The sequence below is a fragment of the Sphingomonas fuzhouensis genome (genome assembly GCF_034659795.1).
Lineage (GTDB): Bacteria > Pseudomonadota > Alphaproteobacteria > Sphingomonadales > Sphingomonadaceae > Sphingomonas > Sphingomonas fuzhouensis.
The window spans coordinates 981,880-996,790 of sequence record NZ_JAXSQY010000001.1; the positions used below are offsets into that span (position 1 = coordinate 981,880).

The 14,911-nt window shown below is 66.8% G+C and carries 16 protein-coding genes; 10 read left to right on the plus strand and 6 right to left on the minus strand.

Annotated elements, in window-relative coordinates; genetic code table 11:
* Positions 1-9: 9 nt before the first annotated feature.
* The gene (locus U1H82_RS04560; RefSeq protein WP_322963712.1) at positions 10-1,617 is read right to left on the minus strand and encodes a phosphoenolpyruvate carboxykinase; all 1,608 of its coding nucleotides are present in this window, start codon (positions 1,615-1,617) and stop codon (positions 10-12) included.
* 209 nt (positions 1,618-1,826) lie between these two features.
* Here U1H82_RS04560 and U1H82_RS04565 point away from each other — a divergent pair, with 209 nt between their 5' ends.
* Genes U1H82_RS04565 through U1H82_RS04595 form a run of 7 tightly spaced genes read left to right on the plus strand, consistent with a single transcriptional unit; the run spans position 1,827 to position 6,890 of the window.
* Complete coding sequence (locus U1H82_RS04565; protein WP_322963713.1) at positions 1,827-2,534, plus strand: response regulator; 708 nt, start codon at positions 1,827-1,829, stop codon at positions 2,532-2,534.
* Positions 2,503-4,068 (plus strand): sensor histidine kinase, encoded by a 1,566-nt coding sequence (locus U1H82_RS04570; RefSeq protein ID WP_322963714.1) that lies wholly within the window; start codon positions 2,503-2,505, stop codon positions 4,066-4,068. Before U1H82_RS04565 ends, U1H82_RS04570 begins: the two co-directional genes overlap by 32 nt.
* On the plus strand, positions 4,065-4,484 hold the full coding sequence (locus U1H82_RS04575; protein WP_322963715.1) for an HPr kinase/phosphorylase: 420 nt from the start codon (positions 4,065-4,067) through the stop codon (positions 4,482-4,484). Before U1H82_RS04570 ends, U1H82_RS04575 begins: the two co-directional genes overlap by 4 nt.
* On the plus strand, positions 4,484-5,395 hold the full coding sequence (gene rapZ / locus U1H82_RS04580) for an RNase adapter RapZ (RefSeq protein WP_322963716.1): 912 nt from the start codon (positions 4,484-4,486) through the stop codon (positions 5,393-5,395). Before U1H82_RS04575 ends, rapZ begins: the two co-directional genes overlap by 1 nt.
* Before the next feature lie 18 nt (positions 5,396-5,413).
* Positions 5,414-5,821, plus strand: coding sequence for a PTS sugar transporter subunit IIA (locus tag U1H82_RS04585; protein ID WP_322963797.1), 408 nt, complete (start codon positions 5,414-5,416; stop codon positions 5,819-5,821).
* Complete coding sequence (locus tag U1H82_RS04590; protein ID WP_322963717.1) at positions 5,818-6,090, plus strand: HPr family phosphocarrier protein; 273 nt, start codon at positions 5,818-5,820, stop codon at positions 6,088-6,090. Before U1H82_RS04585 ends, U1H82_RS04590 begins: the two co-directional genes overlap by 4 nt.
* The gene (locus U1H82_RS04595; protein WP_322963718.1) at positions 6,090-6,890 is read left to right on the plus strand and encodes a TrmH family RNA methyltransferase; all 801 of its coding nucleotides are present in this window, start codon (positions 6,090-6,092) and stop codon (positions 6,888-6,890) included. The genes U1H82_RS04590 and U1H82_RS04595 overlap by 1 nt, the downstream gene beginning before the upstream one ends.
* Here U1H82_RS04595 and U1H82_RS04600 read toward each other — a convergent pair whose 3' ends face one another.
* Both U1H82_RS04600 and U1H82_RS04605 read right to left on the minus strand, forming a co-directional pair.
* Positions 6,891-7,346 (minus strand): NfeD family protein, encoded by a 456-nt coding sequence (locus U1H82_RS04600; RefSeq protein WP_322963719.1) that lies wholly within the window; start codon positions 7,344-7,346, stop codon positions 6,891-6,893.
* Positions 7,343-8,326 (minus strand): SPFH domain-containing protein, encoded by a 984-nt coding sequence (locus U1H82_RS04605; protein ID WP_322963720.1) that lies wholly within the window; start codon positions 8,324-8,326, stop codon positions 7,343-7,345. Before U1H82_RS04605 ends, U1H82_RS04600 begins: the two co-directional genes overlap by 4 nt.
* Positions 8,327-8,451: 125 nt before the next feature.
* On the opposite strand from U1H82_RS04605, the gene guaB reads away from it, so the two are divergent.
* The 3 genes from guaB to U1H82_RS04620 are packed head-to-tail and all read left to right on the plus strand — an operon-like array spanning position 8,452 to position 11,651.
* Positions 8,452-9,909 (plus strand): IMP dehydrogenase, encoded by a 1,458-nt coding sequence (gene guaB, locus U1H82_RS04610; RefSeq protein WP_322963721.1) that lies wholly within the window; start codon positions 8,452-8,454, stop codon positions 9,907-9,909.
* Between the two features lie 18 nt (positions 9,910-9,927).
* Positions 9,928-11,115, plus strand: coding sequence for an RsmB/NOP family class I SAM-dependent RNA methyltransferase (locus U1H82_RS04615; protein ID WP_322963722.1), 1,188 nt, complete (start codon positions 9,928-9,930; stop codon positions 11,113-11,115).
* Between the two features lie 32 nt (positions 11,116-11,147).
* Positions 11,148-11,651, plus strand: a complete 504-nt coding sequence (locus U1H82_RS04620; RefSeq protein ID WP_322963723.1) for a tetratricopeptide repeat protein — start codon at positions 11,148-11,150, stop codon at positions 11,649-11,651.
* A gap of 43 nt (positions 11,652-11,694) precedes the next feature.
* On the opposite strand, the gene rsmA is transcribed toward U1H82_RS04620, so the two are convergent.
* From rsmA to U1H82_RS04635, 3 genes are read right to left on the minus strand one after another with little or no spacing between them, the layout of a single operon-like run.
* Positions 11,695-12,519 carry a 16S rRNA (adenine(1518)-N(6)/adenine(1519)-N(6))-dimethyltransferase RsmA gene (gene rsmA, locus U1H82_RS04625; protein ID WP_322963724.1) on the minus strand — a complete coding sequence of 275 codons (825 nt, stop codon included), beginning with the start codon at positions 12,517-12,519 and terminating at the stop codon, positions 11,695-11,697.
* A gap of 1 nt (position 12,520) precedes the next feature.
* On the minus strand, positions 12,521-13,516 hold the full coding sequence (gene pdxA, locus U1H82_RS04630; protein WP_322963725.1) for a 4-hydroxythreonine-4-phosphate dehydrogenase PdxA: 996 nt from the start codon (positions 13,514-13,516) through the stop codon (positions 12,521-12,523).
* A 1-nt stretch (position 13,517) separates the two neighbouring features.
* Positions 13,518-14,900 carry a peptidylprolyl isomerase gene (locus tag U1H82_RS04635; RefSeq protein WP_322963726.1) on the minus strand — a complete coding sequence of 461 codons (1,383 nt, stop codon included), beginning with the start codon at positions 14,898-14,900 and terminating at the stop codon, positions 13,518-13,520.
* Positions 14,901-14,911: the final 11 nt, after the last annotated feature.

Consider the following 14,911-nt stretch of genomic DNA (forward strand, 5'->3'; position numbering starts at 1 on the left):
CCCACGACGTCAGGCCGCGACCGTGACCTTCGGTGCGGCGGCGCGAACGCCTTCGTCGACATGGTCGGCGAACTGCTCGAAGTTTTCGTTGAACAGGTCGACCAGCTTCGTCGCCGTCGCGTCATAGGCGGTCTTGTCCGCCCAGGTATCGCGAGGATTCAGAATCGCCGCATCGACGCCGGGCACCGCGACCGGCACCTGGAAGCCGAAATTCGGGTCCGTGCGGAATGCGACCTGGTTCAGGCTGCCGTCGAGCGCGGCGTTGAGCAGCGCGCGGGTCGCCTTGATCGGCATGCGGCTTCCGACGCCGTACTTACCGCCGGTCCAGCCCGTGTTGACCAGCCAGCAATCGACCCCGCCCTTGGCGATCCGTTCCTTCAAGAGATTGCCGTACACCGATGGGTGACGCGGCATGAACGGCGCGCCGAAGCAGGTGGAGAAGGTCGCATCCGGCTCGGTCACACCGATCTCGGTTCCTGCGACGCGTGCGGTATAGCCCGACAGGAAGTGGTACATTGCCTGTTCGGGCGTCAGCTTGGCGATCGGCGGCAGGATGCCGTACGCATCGGCCGTCAGCATCACGATGTTGCGCGGCACGCCCCCCATATTGTCCTTCGACGCATTGGGGATGAAGTCGATCGGATAGGCCCCCCGGCTATTCTCAGCCAGGCTATTGTCGTCCAGATCGAGCTGGCGCGTGACCGGGTCCATGACCACGTTTTCGAGAACGGTGCCGAACCGCTTGGTGGTCGCGAAGATTTCCGGTTCCGCCTCGGGCGACAGGCGGATCATCTTGGCATAGCAGCCGCCTTCGAAATTGAAGACGGCGGTGTCGGACCAGCCATGCTCGTCGTCGCCGATCAGCGTTCGGCTTGCGTCCGCCGACAGCGTCGTCTTGCCGGTGCCCGACAGGCCGAAGAATACGGCGGTCGACCCGTCCGCACCCATATTGGCCGAGCAATGCATCGGCATCACGCCGGTCGTCGGCAGCAGATAGTTAAGTAGGCCGAAGACCGACTTCTTCATCTCACCCGCGTAGCGCGTGCCGCCGATCAGAATCAGTTTCTCGGTCATGTTGACCGCGATCACGGTCGAGGACCGGCAGCCATGACGCGCTGGGTCGGCACGGAAGCTGGGCAGGTCGATGATGGTGTATTCCGCAGCGAACTTGCGAAGTTCATGCTCCTCGGGGCGCACCAGCATCGTGCGGATGAACAGGTTGTGCCAGGCGAGTTCGGTCACGACCCGGACGCGGACCCGATGCTCGGGCTGCGAGCCGCCATACAGGTCTTGGACGAACAGGTCTTCCTTCTGGCCGAGCGCGGCGAAGAAATCGGCCTTCAGCGCGGCGAAGTCGTCCGGGCTCATCGGCTTGTTGGTCTTGCCCCACCACACGGTGTCGCGGGTCTCGTCGTCGCGGACCATGAATTTGTCCTGCGCCGAACGGCCGGTGTGCTCGCCGGTTTCGACCACCAGCGGACCATCGGCCGACAGCTTGCCCTCGCCGCGCGCGACGGCGGTTTCGATCAGCCGCGCGGTGACGAGATTCCAATGCAGCGTGGCACGGGTCTCGATCCCCTGCGCCTGCAGACCGGTTTCCGGAATCCGTTCGTTCATAAGAGCTTCCTCGTTCCCCAAGGCGACGGGTCCTGATGGCCCAGCGCTGTTTCACCGCACCGACTACATATGCGTTGGATCGTTCCATACGCCTTTTGTTAAACACGTCAAACACGCTGTTCGGCGAAGATGGTTGAGCCGTGTCTCACTTTGGCCTAACCGATGGCCATGGCGGTTCCTTCGCATGATATGGGTCTAGGGGCGGTTGCATGACGGCGACCATCGCGCTGGTCGATGACGACCGGAACATCCTGACCTCGGTATCGATCGCGCTTCAGGCCGAGGGGTTCGTGACGCGCGTCTATGCGGACGGCGAGGCGGCATTGAAGGCGTTGATCGACAATCCGCCCGATCTGGCGATCTTCGACATCAAGATGCCGCGCATGGACGGGCTGGAGTTGCTCCGCCGCCTGCGCGAGAAGAGCCAGATTCCGGTCATTTTCCTGACCAGCAAGGATGACGAGCTGGACGAGGCGCTGGGGCTGGCGATGGGAGCGGACGATTATATCGCCAAGCCCTTCTCGCAACGCCTGTTGATCGCCCGCATCCGCGCGATCCTGCGCCGTTCGGAAAATGCCGGTGCGCCGCAAGGCACGCCCGCCGCCGAAGTGCAGGGGCCGCTGACCCGTGGCCAGCTCGCCATGGACCCGGCGCGGCACCGCGTGACGTGGAAGGGCGAGCCGGTCACGCTGACCGTCACCGAGTTCCTGATCCTGGAGACGCTGGCGCAGCGGCCCGGCATCGTGCGCACGCGCAACCAGTTGATGGATGCGGCCTATCAGGACGACATCTATGTCGACGACCGGACGATCGACAGCCATATCAAGCGCCTGCGCCGCAAGTTCCGACAGGTAGATCCCGAGTTCGACGCCATCGAGACGCTCTATGGCGCCGGTTACCGATTCTCCGAGGAGTGAAGCCCCCGACCTGGCGTTGCGCTGGTCGGGCCAGATTTCGCTGACCCAGCGGATTCTGGCGCTCAACATTTTTGCGTTGCTGCTGCTGGCGGGCGGATTCTTCTATCTCGATTCCTATCGCGCGCGCCTGCTCGACAACCGGGTCGCCCAGTCGGTCCGCGAGGTGCGGTTGATGGGCGAGGCGCTGACCTCGGTGCGCAGCGAGGAACGCGACGTGCTCGTCGGGCGGCTGGCGCGCGACACCGGCGCGCGCATTCGCCTGTTCGATGCCGGGGGGCGACTGGTCGCTGACAGCCGCGCACTGGGCGTCCGCAACGTCGTGCTGCGCGATCCCGACAAGCAGGATTGGGGGCAGGCCATCGCGCGTTTCCTTGATGCCGGAATCGACACCGTCGTCGGGGCAGCGCGCCCGCCGCTCTACCGGGAACGGCGTGGCGGCGCGGAATGGCCCGACGTGGTCGCGGCCCGAAAGGGCATGGTGGCCGCATCGGTCTGGCGCGCGCCCGATCGCACGCCCGTCATCACGGCAGCGGCGCCCTTGCCGGGGGGCGGTGCGATCATGGCGACGGAGAACGCGCGCTTCATAACCGAAACCGTCCGGATCGAGCGGTTCCGGTTGAGCGTGCTGCTGGCGCTCGTCGCGCTGATCTCGGTGCTGTTGTCGCTGTTTCTCGCGCGGACCATCGTTCGGCCGTTGCGGCGGCTGGCGCGCGCGGCGGTGCGGGTTCGGTTGGGCCGCGCGCGGGAGGTCGTGGTGCCCAGGCTGCCCGATCGGCGTGACGAACTGGGAATGCTGGCGCGCGCGCTGTCCGACATGAGCCTGGCGCTGCGCGCGCGGATCGACGCGACCGAGGCCTTTGCGGCCGATGTGACGCACGAGCTGAAGAACCCGCTCGCCTCATTGCGGTCGGCGGTCGATACGCTGGAGACGATCCACGACCCCGCGCTCCAGGCGCAGTTGCTTGCCATCGTGCGCGACGATGTCCGGCGGCTGGACCGGCTCATCACCGATATCTCGGACGCCTCGCGGCTCGACGCACAGCTCAGCCGGGCCAAATTCGATCCGGTCGATCTCCACGCGCTGATCGGCGGCCTCATCGCGCAGCGCGAGGCGCGCGGGGTGGAGCGTGGCATCCGCCTGCGCTTCGATTCGACCGAACCGGGGCCCGCCATGGTGTCGGGCGAGGGCGCGCGGCTGGAACGGGTGTTCGAGAATTTGATCGACAACGCGCTGTCCTTTTCCCCGGACGAGGCGGTCGTCGCGATCAGCCTGGCGCGCGAACGGGACGATTGGGTCATCCGCGTCGAGGACGAGGGGCCGGGCGTCCCGGAAGAAGCGCGTGAGGCGATCTTCCGCCGTTTCCACTCGATCCGCCCCAGTTCGGAGAATTTCGGCCGCCATTCGGGTCTGGGCCTCGCCATCGCGCGGACCATCGTCGAGGCGCATCAGGGGCGCATCCATGTCGAGGCACGCGAAGACCGGATGAGCGGGGCGCGCTTCGTGGTGCGGCTGCCCCTGGCGGCGATCGCATGAAGGGCGAACTGATCCATGCCAGTTGCGTGGCGATCGGCGATGTCGGCGTGCTGCTGCGCGGGCCATCGGGATCGGGCAAGTCCGATCTGGCGCTGCGGCTGATCGACCGGGGGGCGACGTTGATCGCGGACGATTATGTCGCAGCGACCTGTATCGACGGTGCGTTGCACGTCACGGTGCCCGAACGGATTGCGGGGCTGATCGAGGTACGCGGCGTCGGTATCCTGCCCTTGCCCTATCGGCCGACCGCCATCATCGGCCTCGTCATCGACTTGGGAGACGAAGAACGCTTGCCCGATCCGCAGGACACCGTGATCGCGGGCGTCACAATCCCTATCTATAGGCTCAATCCCCTTCCGGCCTCGGCCCCTATCAAGGTCGAACTGCTGGTATCGCGCGTCAAGGAGCGCCTGTGATGGACCGAAAACGCATCTTGCTGGTGACCGGCATGTCCGGCGCCGGCACGTCGACCACCCTGAAGACGTTGGAAGACCTGGGCTGGGAGGTCGTCGACAATCTGCCGCTTTTCCTGCTGAACGGATTGCTGGAGGCCGCACCGCCCAAGGGGATGGAGGGCAAGAACCGCCCGCTGGCGATCAGCATCGGCGTGCGCACCCGCGATTTCGCGCCGGAGCAGATCACGCAGAGCATCCGGCGGTTGAACGAGAGCCCCAATCTGGCGATCGAGACGCTGTTCCTGAATTGCGGCGGCGCGGAGTTGAAGCGGCGCTATGCCGAGACCCGGCATCGCCACCCGCTGGCGATGGACCGCGCGGCCGATGATGGCATCGCGCATGAGCGCGCACTGCTGGCACCGGTGCGCGACATGGCGGATCGGCTGCTCGACACGACGAACATGACCAGCAATGATCTGGGTCAGTGGCTGCGCGCCAATTACGCCGTCGACGGGCTGAGCGAGCCGGTGTTGACGGTGATGTCGTTCGGCTTTTCCAAGGGCTTGCCGCGTAACGCCGACCTCGTCTTCGACATGCGGTTCCTGCGCAATCCGCATTGGTCGGCCGAGTTGCGCCCCGGCACCGGGCTCGATCAGGGGGTGATCGACTATATCCGGCACGACCCGGCCTATGAGACGGCGGTCGGCCAGATCGAGACGCTGCTCGACACGCTGGTTCCGCGTTATATCGCCAGCGGAAAATCCTATATCACCATCGCGATCGGCTGTACCGGCGGGAGACACCGGTCGGTCCATGTCGCGGAACGGATCGCGGGACGGTTGCGCCAGAACGGTTTTTCCCCCACGGTGGTACATCGTGATTTGAGTGCCGTGCCGAAAGACTCACTGGAAGCCGGGCCGGCCAAGCAATGATGGATATGCGTGTCTGACATGATCGGTCTGGTTCTGGTGACGCACGGGCGGCTCGCCGATGAGTTCGTGACCGCGATGATACATGTGGTCGGTCCGCAGGAGCGGATCGCGACCATCGCGATCGGGCCGGAGGACGATATGGAGGAACGACGTGCGGACATCGCCGCCGCGATCACCGCCGTCGATGCCGGGCGCGGGGTGATCGTGCTGACCGACCTGTTCGGCGGCACCCCCTCCAACCTGGCCATCTCGCTGATGGAACGCGGCCGGGTCGAGGTGATCGCGGGGATGAACCTGCCGATGCTCATTCGCCTGGGGTCGGCGCGCAAGTCGATGCAGGTCGTCGATGCCGTCGCCGCCGCGCGCGAGGCGGGGCGGAAATATATCTCGGTCGCGTCCGAAGTGCTGGGCGAGGCCGCCGCATGACGGAGCAGACGCGGTCCGTTCTCATCACCAACCGGCGTGGCCTTCACGCCCGCGCCAGCGCCAAGTTCGTGACGCTCGCCTCCACCCAACCCTGCGAAGTGCGGGTCGCCAAGGACGGCAGCACGGTGACGGGCACCTCGATCATGGGCCTGATGATGCTGGGCGCCGCGATGGGCGACACCATCACGATCAGCGCGGCGGGTGACGGCGCGGACGTAACGGTCGAGGCACTTGCCGCGCTGGTGGAAGCGAAGTTCGGCGAAGACTGATGCCCCGTGAAATTACCGCTTATTCCAACCCGCTGATCAAGTGGGCCCGCGACCTGCGCGACAAGCGTCACCGCAAGCAATCGCGCCAGTTCCTGGCCGAGGGCCTGCGCATCCTGACCGAGGCGCGAGAGACCGGGCGGCTGCCGACCCTGTTATTCTACGCCAAGCCGTCCGCAGGCCATCCGCTGGTCCGCGACCTGATCGCGGCCGTCGAGGCATCGGAAGGCGAGGCGATCGAGACGACTCCCGACATCCTGTCGAAACTGTCGGGCAAGGACAATCCGCAGGCGGTCGTTGGTGTGTTCGAGGAGTTGGGCGTCACGCTCGATGAGCTGGACCGCAACGCCTCCGGCATCTGGCTGGTCGCCGAGCGTCTGCGCGATCCCGGCAATCTGGGGACCATCCTGCGTACCGGCGATGCGGTCGGGGCGGGGGGGCTGATCCTGGTCGGCGAATGCGTCGATCCCTTCTCGGTCGAGGCGGTGCGCGCGAGCATGGGCGCGCTGTTCACCGTGCCGATCGTGCGGACGGAGTGGCAACCGTTCCTCGACTGGCTGCGGCAGGGGCCTGGGCAGTTGGTGGGGCTCAGCCTCGACACCGATTCGGACTATCGCGCCGCGCGCTATGCCGCGCCGACCTTCCTGCTGACCGGCAACGAGGCGCAAGGAATGCCCGCCGACTATGCCGCCGCCTGCGATACGCTGGTCAAGATTCCGATGCTGGGCAAGGCCGACAGCCTGAACGCAGCCGTGGCGACGGCAGTCATGGCCTATGAGGTGCTTGCGCAGCAGCGCGGCTGATCACGCGTCGGGCTCGATCGGTTCGACCAGCAGCGTACCGCCGTCGACATGGGCGATACGCAGTCGCGTGCCGCTGGTCGCATCAGGCCCGCGCACCGGCCACTCGCCATCCCCCAGCCGGGCGCGACCTTCACCAGCGATGATCGGGGTCGTGACGGTGACGATCTGCCCGCGCAGCCGCCGGGCGGGTTCGTTGAGGACGGGCGCGTCGCTCTCGATGGGAAAGTCGCGATACCATCGCCGCCCGATCATCACGCACACCACGCTCCAGACCGCGAAATCGGCGAGTTGCAGCCCGATCGGCAGGTCCGGCAGCGCCCATGTGGTGAGCGCGGTCACACCCGCCGCGATGGCCAGAAAGATCAGGAAGACGCCCGGCACCAGCAGCTCGGCGATCCCGAGTACCAATGCCCCCGCCAGCCAGAGTGCGGCGGGATCGAATTCACCGATCGTCACGACGGGGACTGGTCGAACGGCCCCGGCTTGGTGGTGACGCGCGGGGTCGCGGGCTGGGCGGGCGTACCCTTTTGCGGCGCCAGGGCTTCCTTGGCCAGTTCACCGATGCCACCCAGCGTGCCGATCAGCTGGGTCGCCTCGACGGGGAACAGGATGGTCTTGGCGTTGGGGCTGGTGGCAAATTTGCCGACCGCCTCGACATATTTTTGCGCGATGAAATAGTTGATCGCCTGCGTGCCGCCCGACTCGATCGCCTCGGACACGACGCGGGTCGCCTTGGCCTCCGCCTCGGCCGCGCGTTCGCGGGCCTCCGAGTCGCGGTAGGCCGACTCGCGGCGGCCCTCTGCTTCCAGAATACGGGCCTGCTTCTGTCCTTCGGCGCGCAGGATTTCAGACGCCCGCGAACCTTCGGCCTCCAGGATGTTGGCGCGTTTCTCACGCTCGGCCTTCATCTGGCGGGCCATGGCGTTGACGATGTCGACCGGCGGGCGGATATCCTTGATCTCGACACGCGTGATCTTCACCCCCCAAGGCGTCGTCGCATGATCGACGACGTTGAGCAGCCGCGCATTGATCTCGTCGCGCTTGGACAGTGTTTCGTCCAAGTCCATCGAGCCCATCACGGTGCGCAAATTGGTCGTCACGAGGTTCAGCAGCGCGATATACAGATCCGACACCTCATAGGCGGCCTTGGGCGCGTCGAGCACCTGGAAGAAGACGACCCCGTCGGTCGAGATCATCGCATTATCCTTGGTGATGATCTCCTGCCCCGGAATGTCGATCACCTGCTCCATCATGTTCACCTTGCGGCCGACGCGATAGAAAAAGGCGGGGTAGAAATTGAAACCGGGGATCGCCGTGCCGGTATAACGACCGAAATGTTCGATCGTATATTGATAGCCTTGGCGGACGATCTTGATCGACATCATCAGGTACATCAGCACCAGCAGGACGGCGAGTGCGGCGATGATCAGGCCCATGGACGGCTTTCCCCTTAATCGAATGCGCCGGTTGTAGCATGTCGGTGCAGCTAGGGCCTAGCGGGAACGGCTTGCTTTGGTTACATGGCCCGCCACTTGTTCCCTCCGCAGGATTTGGCAGCCCCATGGATATCCGCCTCGGCCTCACCTTCGACGACGTGCTCCTCGTACCCCAGGAGTCCGACGTTCTGCCGAGCACCGCAGACACGCGGACGCAATTGACCCGCTCGATCGCGCTCAACATCCCCGTCCTGTCGGCGGCGATGGACACCGTGACCGAGGCCGACATGGCGATCGTCATGGCGCAGCTGGGCGGCATGGGCGTGCTCCACCGCAACCTGACCGTCGAGCAGCAGGTCGCCGCGGTCCGCCAGGTCAAGCGGTTCGAGAGCGGTATGGTCGTCAACCCGATCACCATCTCGCCGACCGCGACGCTCGCGGAGGCGCAGGCGCTGATGGCGCGCCACCGGATCAGCGGCATTCCCGTCGTCGAGTTCGACGGGCGCCTGGTCGGCATCCTGACCAACCGTGACGTGCGCTTCGCCGAGAACCCGCAACAGCCCGTCTCCGAGCTGATGACCCATGAGGGGCTGGCGACCGTCAAGGTCGGCGTCGGCCAGGATGAGGCACGCCGCCTGCTCCATGCGCGGCGTATCGAGAAGCTGCTGGTCGTCGACGACAGCTATCGCTGCGTCGGCCTGATCACGGTGAAGGATATCGAAAAGGCCGTCACCTATCCGTCGGCCACCAAGGATGCGGCCGGTCGTCTGCGCGTGGCCGCTGCGTCCACCGTGGGCGAAAAGGGCTTTGATCGCACGCGCGCGCTGATCGAAGCCGATGTGGATTGCGTCATCATCGACACCGCGCATGGCCATAACCGGGATGTAGCCCGTGCGGTCGAGGCCGCGAAGAAGCTGTCCGACACGGTGCAGGTGATCGCGGGCAATGTCGCCACGGCGGCGGCGACCCGCGCGTTGATCGATGCGGGCGCGGATGCGGTGAAGGTCGGCATCGGGCCGGGCTCGATCTGCACCACCCGCGTCGTGGCGGGCGTCGGCGTGCCGCAGCTGACCGCCGTCATGGACTGCGCCGAGGAGGGCTGGAAGTCGGGCGTGCCGGTGATCGCCGATGGCGGCCTGCGCACCTCGGGCGACCTTGCCAAGGCGCTGGCGGCGGGCGCGGGGGCCTGTATGGTGGGCTCGCTGCTGGCGGGCACCGAAGAGGCACCAGGCGAGACCTTCCTGTATCAGGGCCGTGCCTATAAGTCGTATCGCGGCATGGGCTCGGTCGGGGCGATGGGCCGTGGCTCGGCGGACCGTTACTTCCAGGGCGATATCAAGGATCAGATGAAGCTGGTGCCCGAAGGCATCGAGGGCCAGGTCGCCTATAAGGGCCCGGCGCGCGACGTCATCCACCAGCTGGTCGGCGGCATCAAGGCGGCGATGGGCTATACCGGCTCGGCGACGCTGAAGGATCTGCGCGAGCGTGCGCAGTTCGTTCAGATCACGGGCGCCGGCCTGAAGGAAAGCCACGTCCATGACGTGACGATCACGCGGGAAGCGCCCAATTACCCGACCCGCTAAGCTGACGGAGCGCTTCGCATGACCCCCGCCGCACGGACCCAGGCGGCGATCGAGTTGCTGGACGAGATCGTCGCCGCTGCCGCCAGCGGCGGGGCGGCGGCGGACACGCTGATCGCCCGCTATTTCTCGACCCGTCGCTATGCCGGATCGAAGGACCGACGCGCGGTGCGTGAACTGGTCTATGCCGCCATCCGTCAGGCAGGGCCGCTGCCCGTGACGGGGCGCGCGGCGATGCTGGCGGTCGCGGATAAAGATCCCGCGATCGCGGCGACCTTCGACGGGTCGACCCATGGGCCCGCGGTCATTTCGCCCGAGGAACCCCGCGCAGAGGCGGGCGTCGCCCCGGCATGGCTGGTCGAGGCGCTGACCGCATCAGGGCTGAACGGGGCGCAGCAGGCGGCCTTGGTCGGGCGTGCGCCGCTCGACATCCGGGTCAACAGCTTGGCGACGACAAGGGCCGCCGTGTTGGAGCAATGGCCGGAGGCGACCGCCACGCCGCATGCGCCGATGGGCCTTCGCCTTCCCAACGGTATGCCGGTCGAACAGTCCGATATCTATCGGGCCGGGCTGGTCGAGGTGCAGGACGAGGGCAGCCAGCTGGTCGGCGCGGCGCTGGCGGCCAAGCCGGGCGAATGGCTGGTCGATCTGTGTGCGGGAGCGGGCGGCAAGACGCTCCAGATCGCGGCGGCGATGGGTAACCAGGGTGCGCTGCTGGCCTGCGACATCGACCGGGCGCGGCTTCAAAGGCTTGCCCCCCGCGCGGAGCGGGCGGGCGTGACGATCGTCGAAAGCCGGTTGCTCAATCCCGGCCGCGAGGCCGAGATGCTCGCCGACTGGGCGGGCAAGGCCGACGGCGTGCTGATCGATGCGCCCTGTTCGGGCACCGGCACATGGCGGCGCAATCCCGAGGCACGCTGGCGCCTGACGCCCGATCGTCTGGCGCGTCTCCGAGCGATGCAGGAACAGGTGCTGGAGATCGGGGCCGGGCTGGTCAAGCCGGACGGGCGGCTGGTCTATATCGTCTGTTCGCTGCTCGATGCGGAAGGAAGCGACCAGGTCGCAGCGTTTCTATCGCGGCATTCGGGCTGGTCCGCCGAGCCGGTCGATCCGGCCATCGGCACGCCCCATGGCCTTGGCCGCCGACTTGACCCCGCCACCCACGGCACCGACGGCTTTTTTGTCGCCTGCCTTCGGGCGCCATGCTAGCATCAGGCCCAGTGCCACGTCCGGAGTTCCTCATGCGTTTGTCGTCCCTGGCCGCCGCCGCCGCATTGGCGGTGGTTTCGCTTTCCACCTCGCTCAGCGGCCAGCGCCCGGACAACCAGATCGACGCGCGCTCGATCCAGTTGCTGGAACAGGCACGCGGGTTGAAGGCGGCGGGCAATCTCGACGGGGCGACCGATGCGCTGGAGACGGCGGTTGCGGTCGATCCGCGCAACCGGGCGGCCTTCATCCTGCTCGCCGAGGTGGCGGATGCGCGTGGCCTGCCCGGCAAGGCGATCCGACTGTATCGCGAGGCCCTTCTGCTCGACCCCAACGACACGCGCGCCCTGCGCGGTCAGGGTGAGGCGCTGGTCCAGCGTGGGGCGGTGGCGCGCGCCAAGGACAATCTCGCCAAGATCAAGACGCTTTGCAAAAGCGACTGCGCCGACGCGACGGCACTCGCGGCGCAGATCGCCAAGGGGCCGCCTGCAACGGTGACGACGGCCCAGATCGACAGCAAAACTGCGCCGACGCCGTAACCCGTCTTCTCCATTCCCCCCTTAGCAGGGGAGGAATGTCGCTTTACCCCAGTGCGCGGGCGAGGGCGACGAACTCGTCCACCGACAGCGTCTCTGCGCGACGGGAAGGGGCGAGGCCGATCGACTCCATCGCCTCGACCGCTCCGACGACCGGCTTCAGGCTCTGGCGGAGCATCTTGCGGCGCTGGCCGAAGGCGGCGGCCGTCAGGCGTTCCAGCGTTCGGAAGCTGACCCCCTCGGGCGCGGGCCTGGGGGTGATATGGACGACCGCCGACATGACCTTGGGCGGCGGGGTGAAGGCCGAACGGTGCACCGGCATCGCGATCCGCGACTCGCTGCGCCACTGGGTCAGCACGGCCAGCCGGCCATAGGAGGACTGGTCGGGCGCCGCGACGATGCGCTCGGCGACCTCCTTCTGGAACATCAGCGTGCACGATTGCCACCAGGGCAACCACGCGCCCGATAGCCAGCCGACGAGCAGCGGCGTGCCGACATTATAGGGCAGGTTGGAGACGATATGCGGCTGCCCCTCGAACAGCTCCGGCGCGTTGATGCGCAGGGCATCGCCCTCGATCACCTTCAACCGGCCTGGAAAGGCCTCCGCCAGTTCGGCAAGCGCGGGGATACAGCGGCGGTCACGCTCGATCGCGGTGACGCGCCCCCCCGCCATCAACAGGGCGCGGGTCAGGCCGCCGGGACCGGGGCCGATCTCCAGCACCTCCTGATCGGTCAGGTCGCCGGGAATAGCGGCGATCCGGGCCAGTAACTGGCCGTCGAACAGGAAATTCTGGCCCAGCGACTTGGCGGCGGACAGGCCATGGCGCGCGATGACCTCGCGCAAAGGCGGGAGCGGCGTTACGGGGTCCATATCAGGCGGCGGCTTCCGCCCGGCGGCGTGCCGCGTCGCCCGCCATCGCAATGGCGGCGATCATCGCGCCCGGATGCGCGCTGTCCTGCCCCGCAAGGCCAAAGGCGGTGCCATGATCGGGCGAGGTCCGCACGATGGGCAGGCCCAGCGTGATGTTCACGCCCTCGTCAAAATGCAGCGTCTTGATCGGGACCAGCGCCTGGTCGTGATAGCAGCAGAGCGCCGCATCATAGCGGGCACGGGCGCGCGAATGGAACAGGGTATCGGCCGCGAACGGGCCGGTCGCATCGATTCCCTCGGCCTGTAGCTGCGCGATGGCGGGTTCGAGCAACTCGATCTCCTCCCGCCCGATCGCGCCACTCTCCCCGGCATGGGGATTCAGTCCGGCAAAGACGAGGCGAGGGGCCTTGATCCCGAAATTCCGGCACAGGCCCCGCGCAGTCGCTCGCCCCTTGGCGACGATCAGTTCGACCGACAACAGGCCGGATACCGCCGCCAACGGGACATGGGTGGTGATCGGCACGACCCGCAAGGATGGCCCGGCGAGCATCATCACCGCATTCTCGCCCGCCACGCCACAGCGTTCGGCGACGAACTCGGTCTGGCCGGGATGGGTGAAACCGATATCGTATAGCTGGGCCTTGCTGACCGGCCCCGTGACCAGCGCGCTCGCTGCGTCGGAGCGGACGAGCCCGACCGCCAGCTCCAGCGAATGAAGGGCGCAGCGGGCGCCCTCGACATCCGGCTGGCCGGGGCGGATTTCGCCCGCATCGTCGACCGACAGGATGGGCAGCGCCTCGTCGAAAGCGGCAACGGCCGCCGCCATGTCCGACACGCGGACGATGGGACCGCTCCACACCCGCTCGATCGCGCGTGCGTCGCCGACCGCCAGGAAGGGGGGCAAGCCCGCCTCCCGGCGCGCGGCCCAGGCCTTGGCGATGATTTCCGGCCCGATCCCGGCCGGGTCACCCATCGAGATCGCGAGCGGCCGGATCATATCAACGATATTCGATCACCGCGTCGCGGCGGAGATCGCGCATCTTCTGGTTCGCGCGCAGGTTTACCCGCTGCTGCTCGACCTGATTCTGGATCTGGTCATTAGTCGGCAGGTTGCCCGAGCGCGGTTCCTCGCGGTCGCACAGCACCAGCGAGCGCACGCCCTGTTCCGGCGAACCGAAGGGTGGGGTGGCTTGGCCGATCTGCAGCTTGAGCAGGATTTCCTGCAGCGGTGCCGGCAATTGGCGGATCGTCACCTGGTCATTGTCGACGACCTCGGCCTTCAGCGCGGTCGCGACACGCTGCACGTCGCCGCAGCCACGGATCGCCTGGGTCGCCTTGGCGAACTCGGCGGCGCGGGCGCTGGCCTGGGCCTGGGTCGTGCCCGCCGGGAATTTCACGGTCAGCTGCTTGAGTGACAGGCGCGAATCGCGCGGATCGGCGGTCAGCACCTGACGCTTGTCGGTCAGGTACAGGATCGAGAAGCCGCCCGGAATCTGGATCGGTCCGGCGACCTGGCCGACCTGCATCTGCTGGACGGCGGCCTGAAGCTCGGGCGGAAGCTGTGCCGCGCGGACCCAGCCCAGATCGCCGTTCACCGCGCGGGTCGACGCTTCCGAGAAGCTGCGCGCGAAATATTCGAAGGGCTGCTGCCCCTTCTGGATTTCGCCGATGATCTGGCGGGCGTTGTTGAACACCTGCTGCTGCGTCGCCTCGTTGGCGGAGAGGAAAATCTCCTTGAGATTATATTCCTCGGTGCCCTTGGCCGCTTCCAGGCGGTTGCGGATCGCGGTGACTTCCTCGTCGCCGACATTCACATAGGGCTCGACCCGCTTGCGCAGATAGCGGCTCCACGCGAGCTCACCCTCGATCTGGCGACGCATCGACTTTTCCGACGAGCCGACCTGTCGCAGGAAGGTGGTCATCGCCGCAGGCGTCTTGCCGAACTGCTGCGAGAAGCGGGCATAAGCCTGGTTGATCTCTTCGGGCGTGACGGTGATCTCGGCGGTCTTGGCCTCCTGGATCTGCAACGTCTCGTCGATCAGCTGCCGCAGGATCTGCATCCGCAGCCGGTCGCGATCCTCCGCCGACAGGTTGGTCGCGTTGTTCAGCGCCATGGCCAGCGCCATGCGCTGGTCGATGTCGGTCTGGGTCAGCACCGTGTCGTTGACGATCGCGGTGGGCTTGCGGACATTGGGGTCCAGCTTGCCGAACAGCTGCATGTTCGACGGGATGTTGAGCCCGCCCGTGTCCGGTACGGCCTGATCCGGAACGGTCTGCGCCAGCGCGCCGGTCGCCACTGCGACCAGCATCAACGTTGCGCCCGCACGAAACGAGCGGCCCTTGGTACGAATGTCGTGCTTCACCGTGTCTGTGATCCTCATCGCGCCTGATG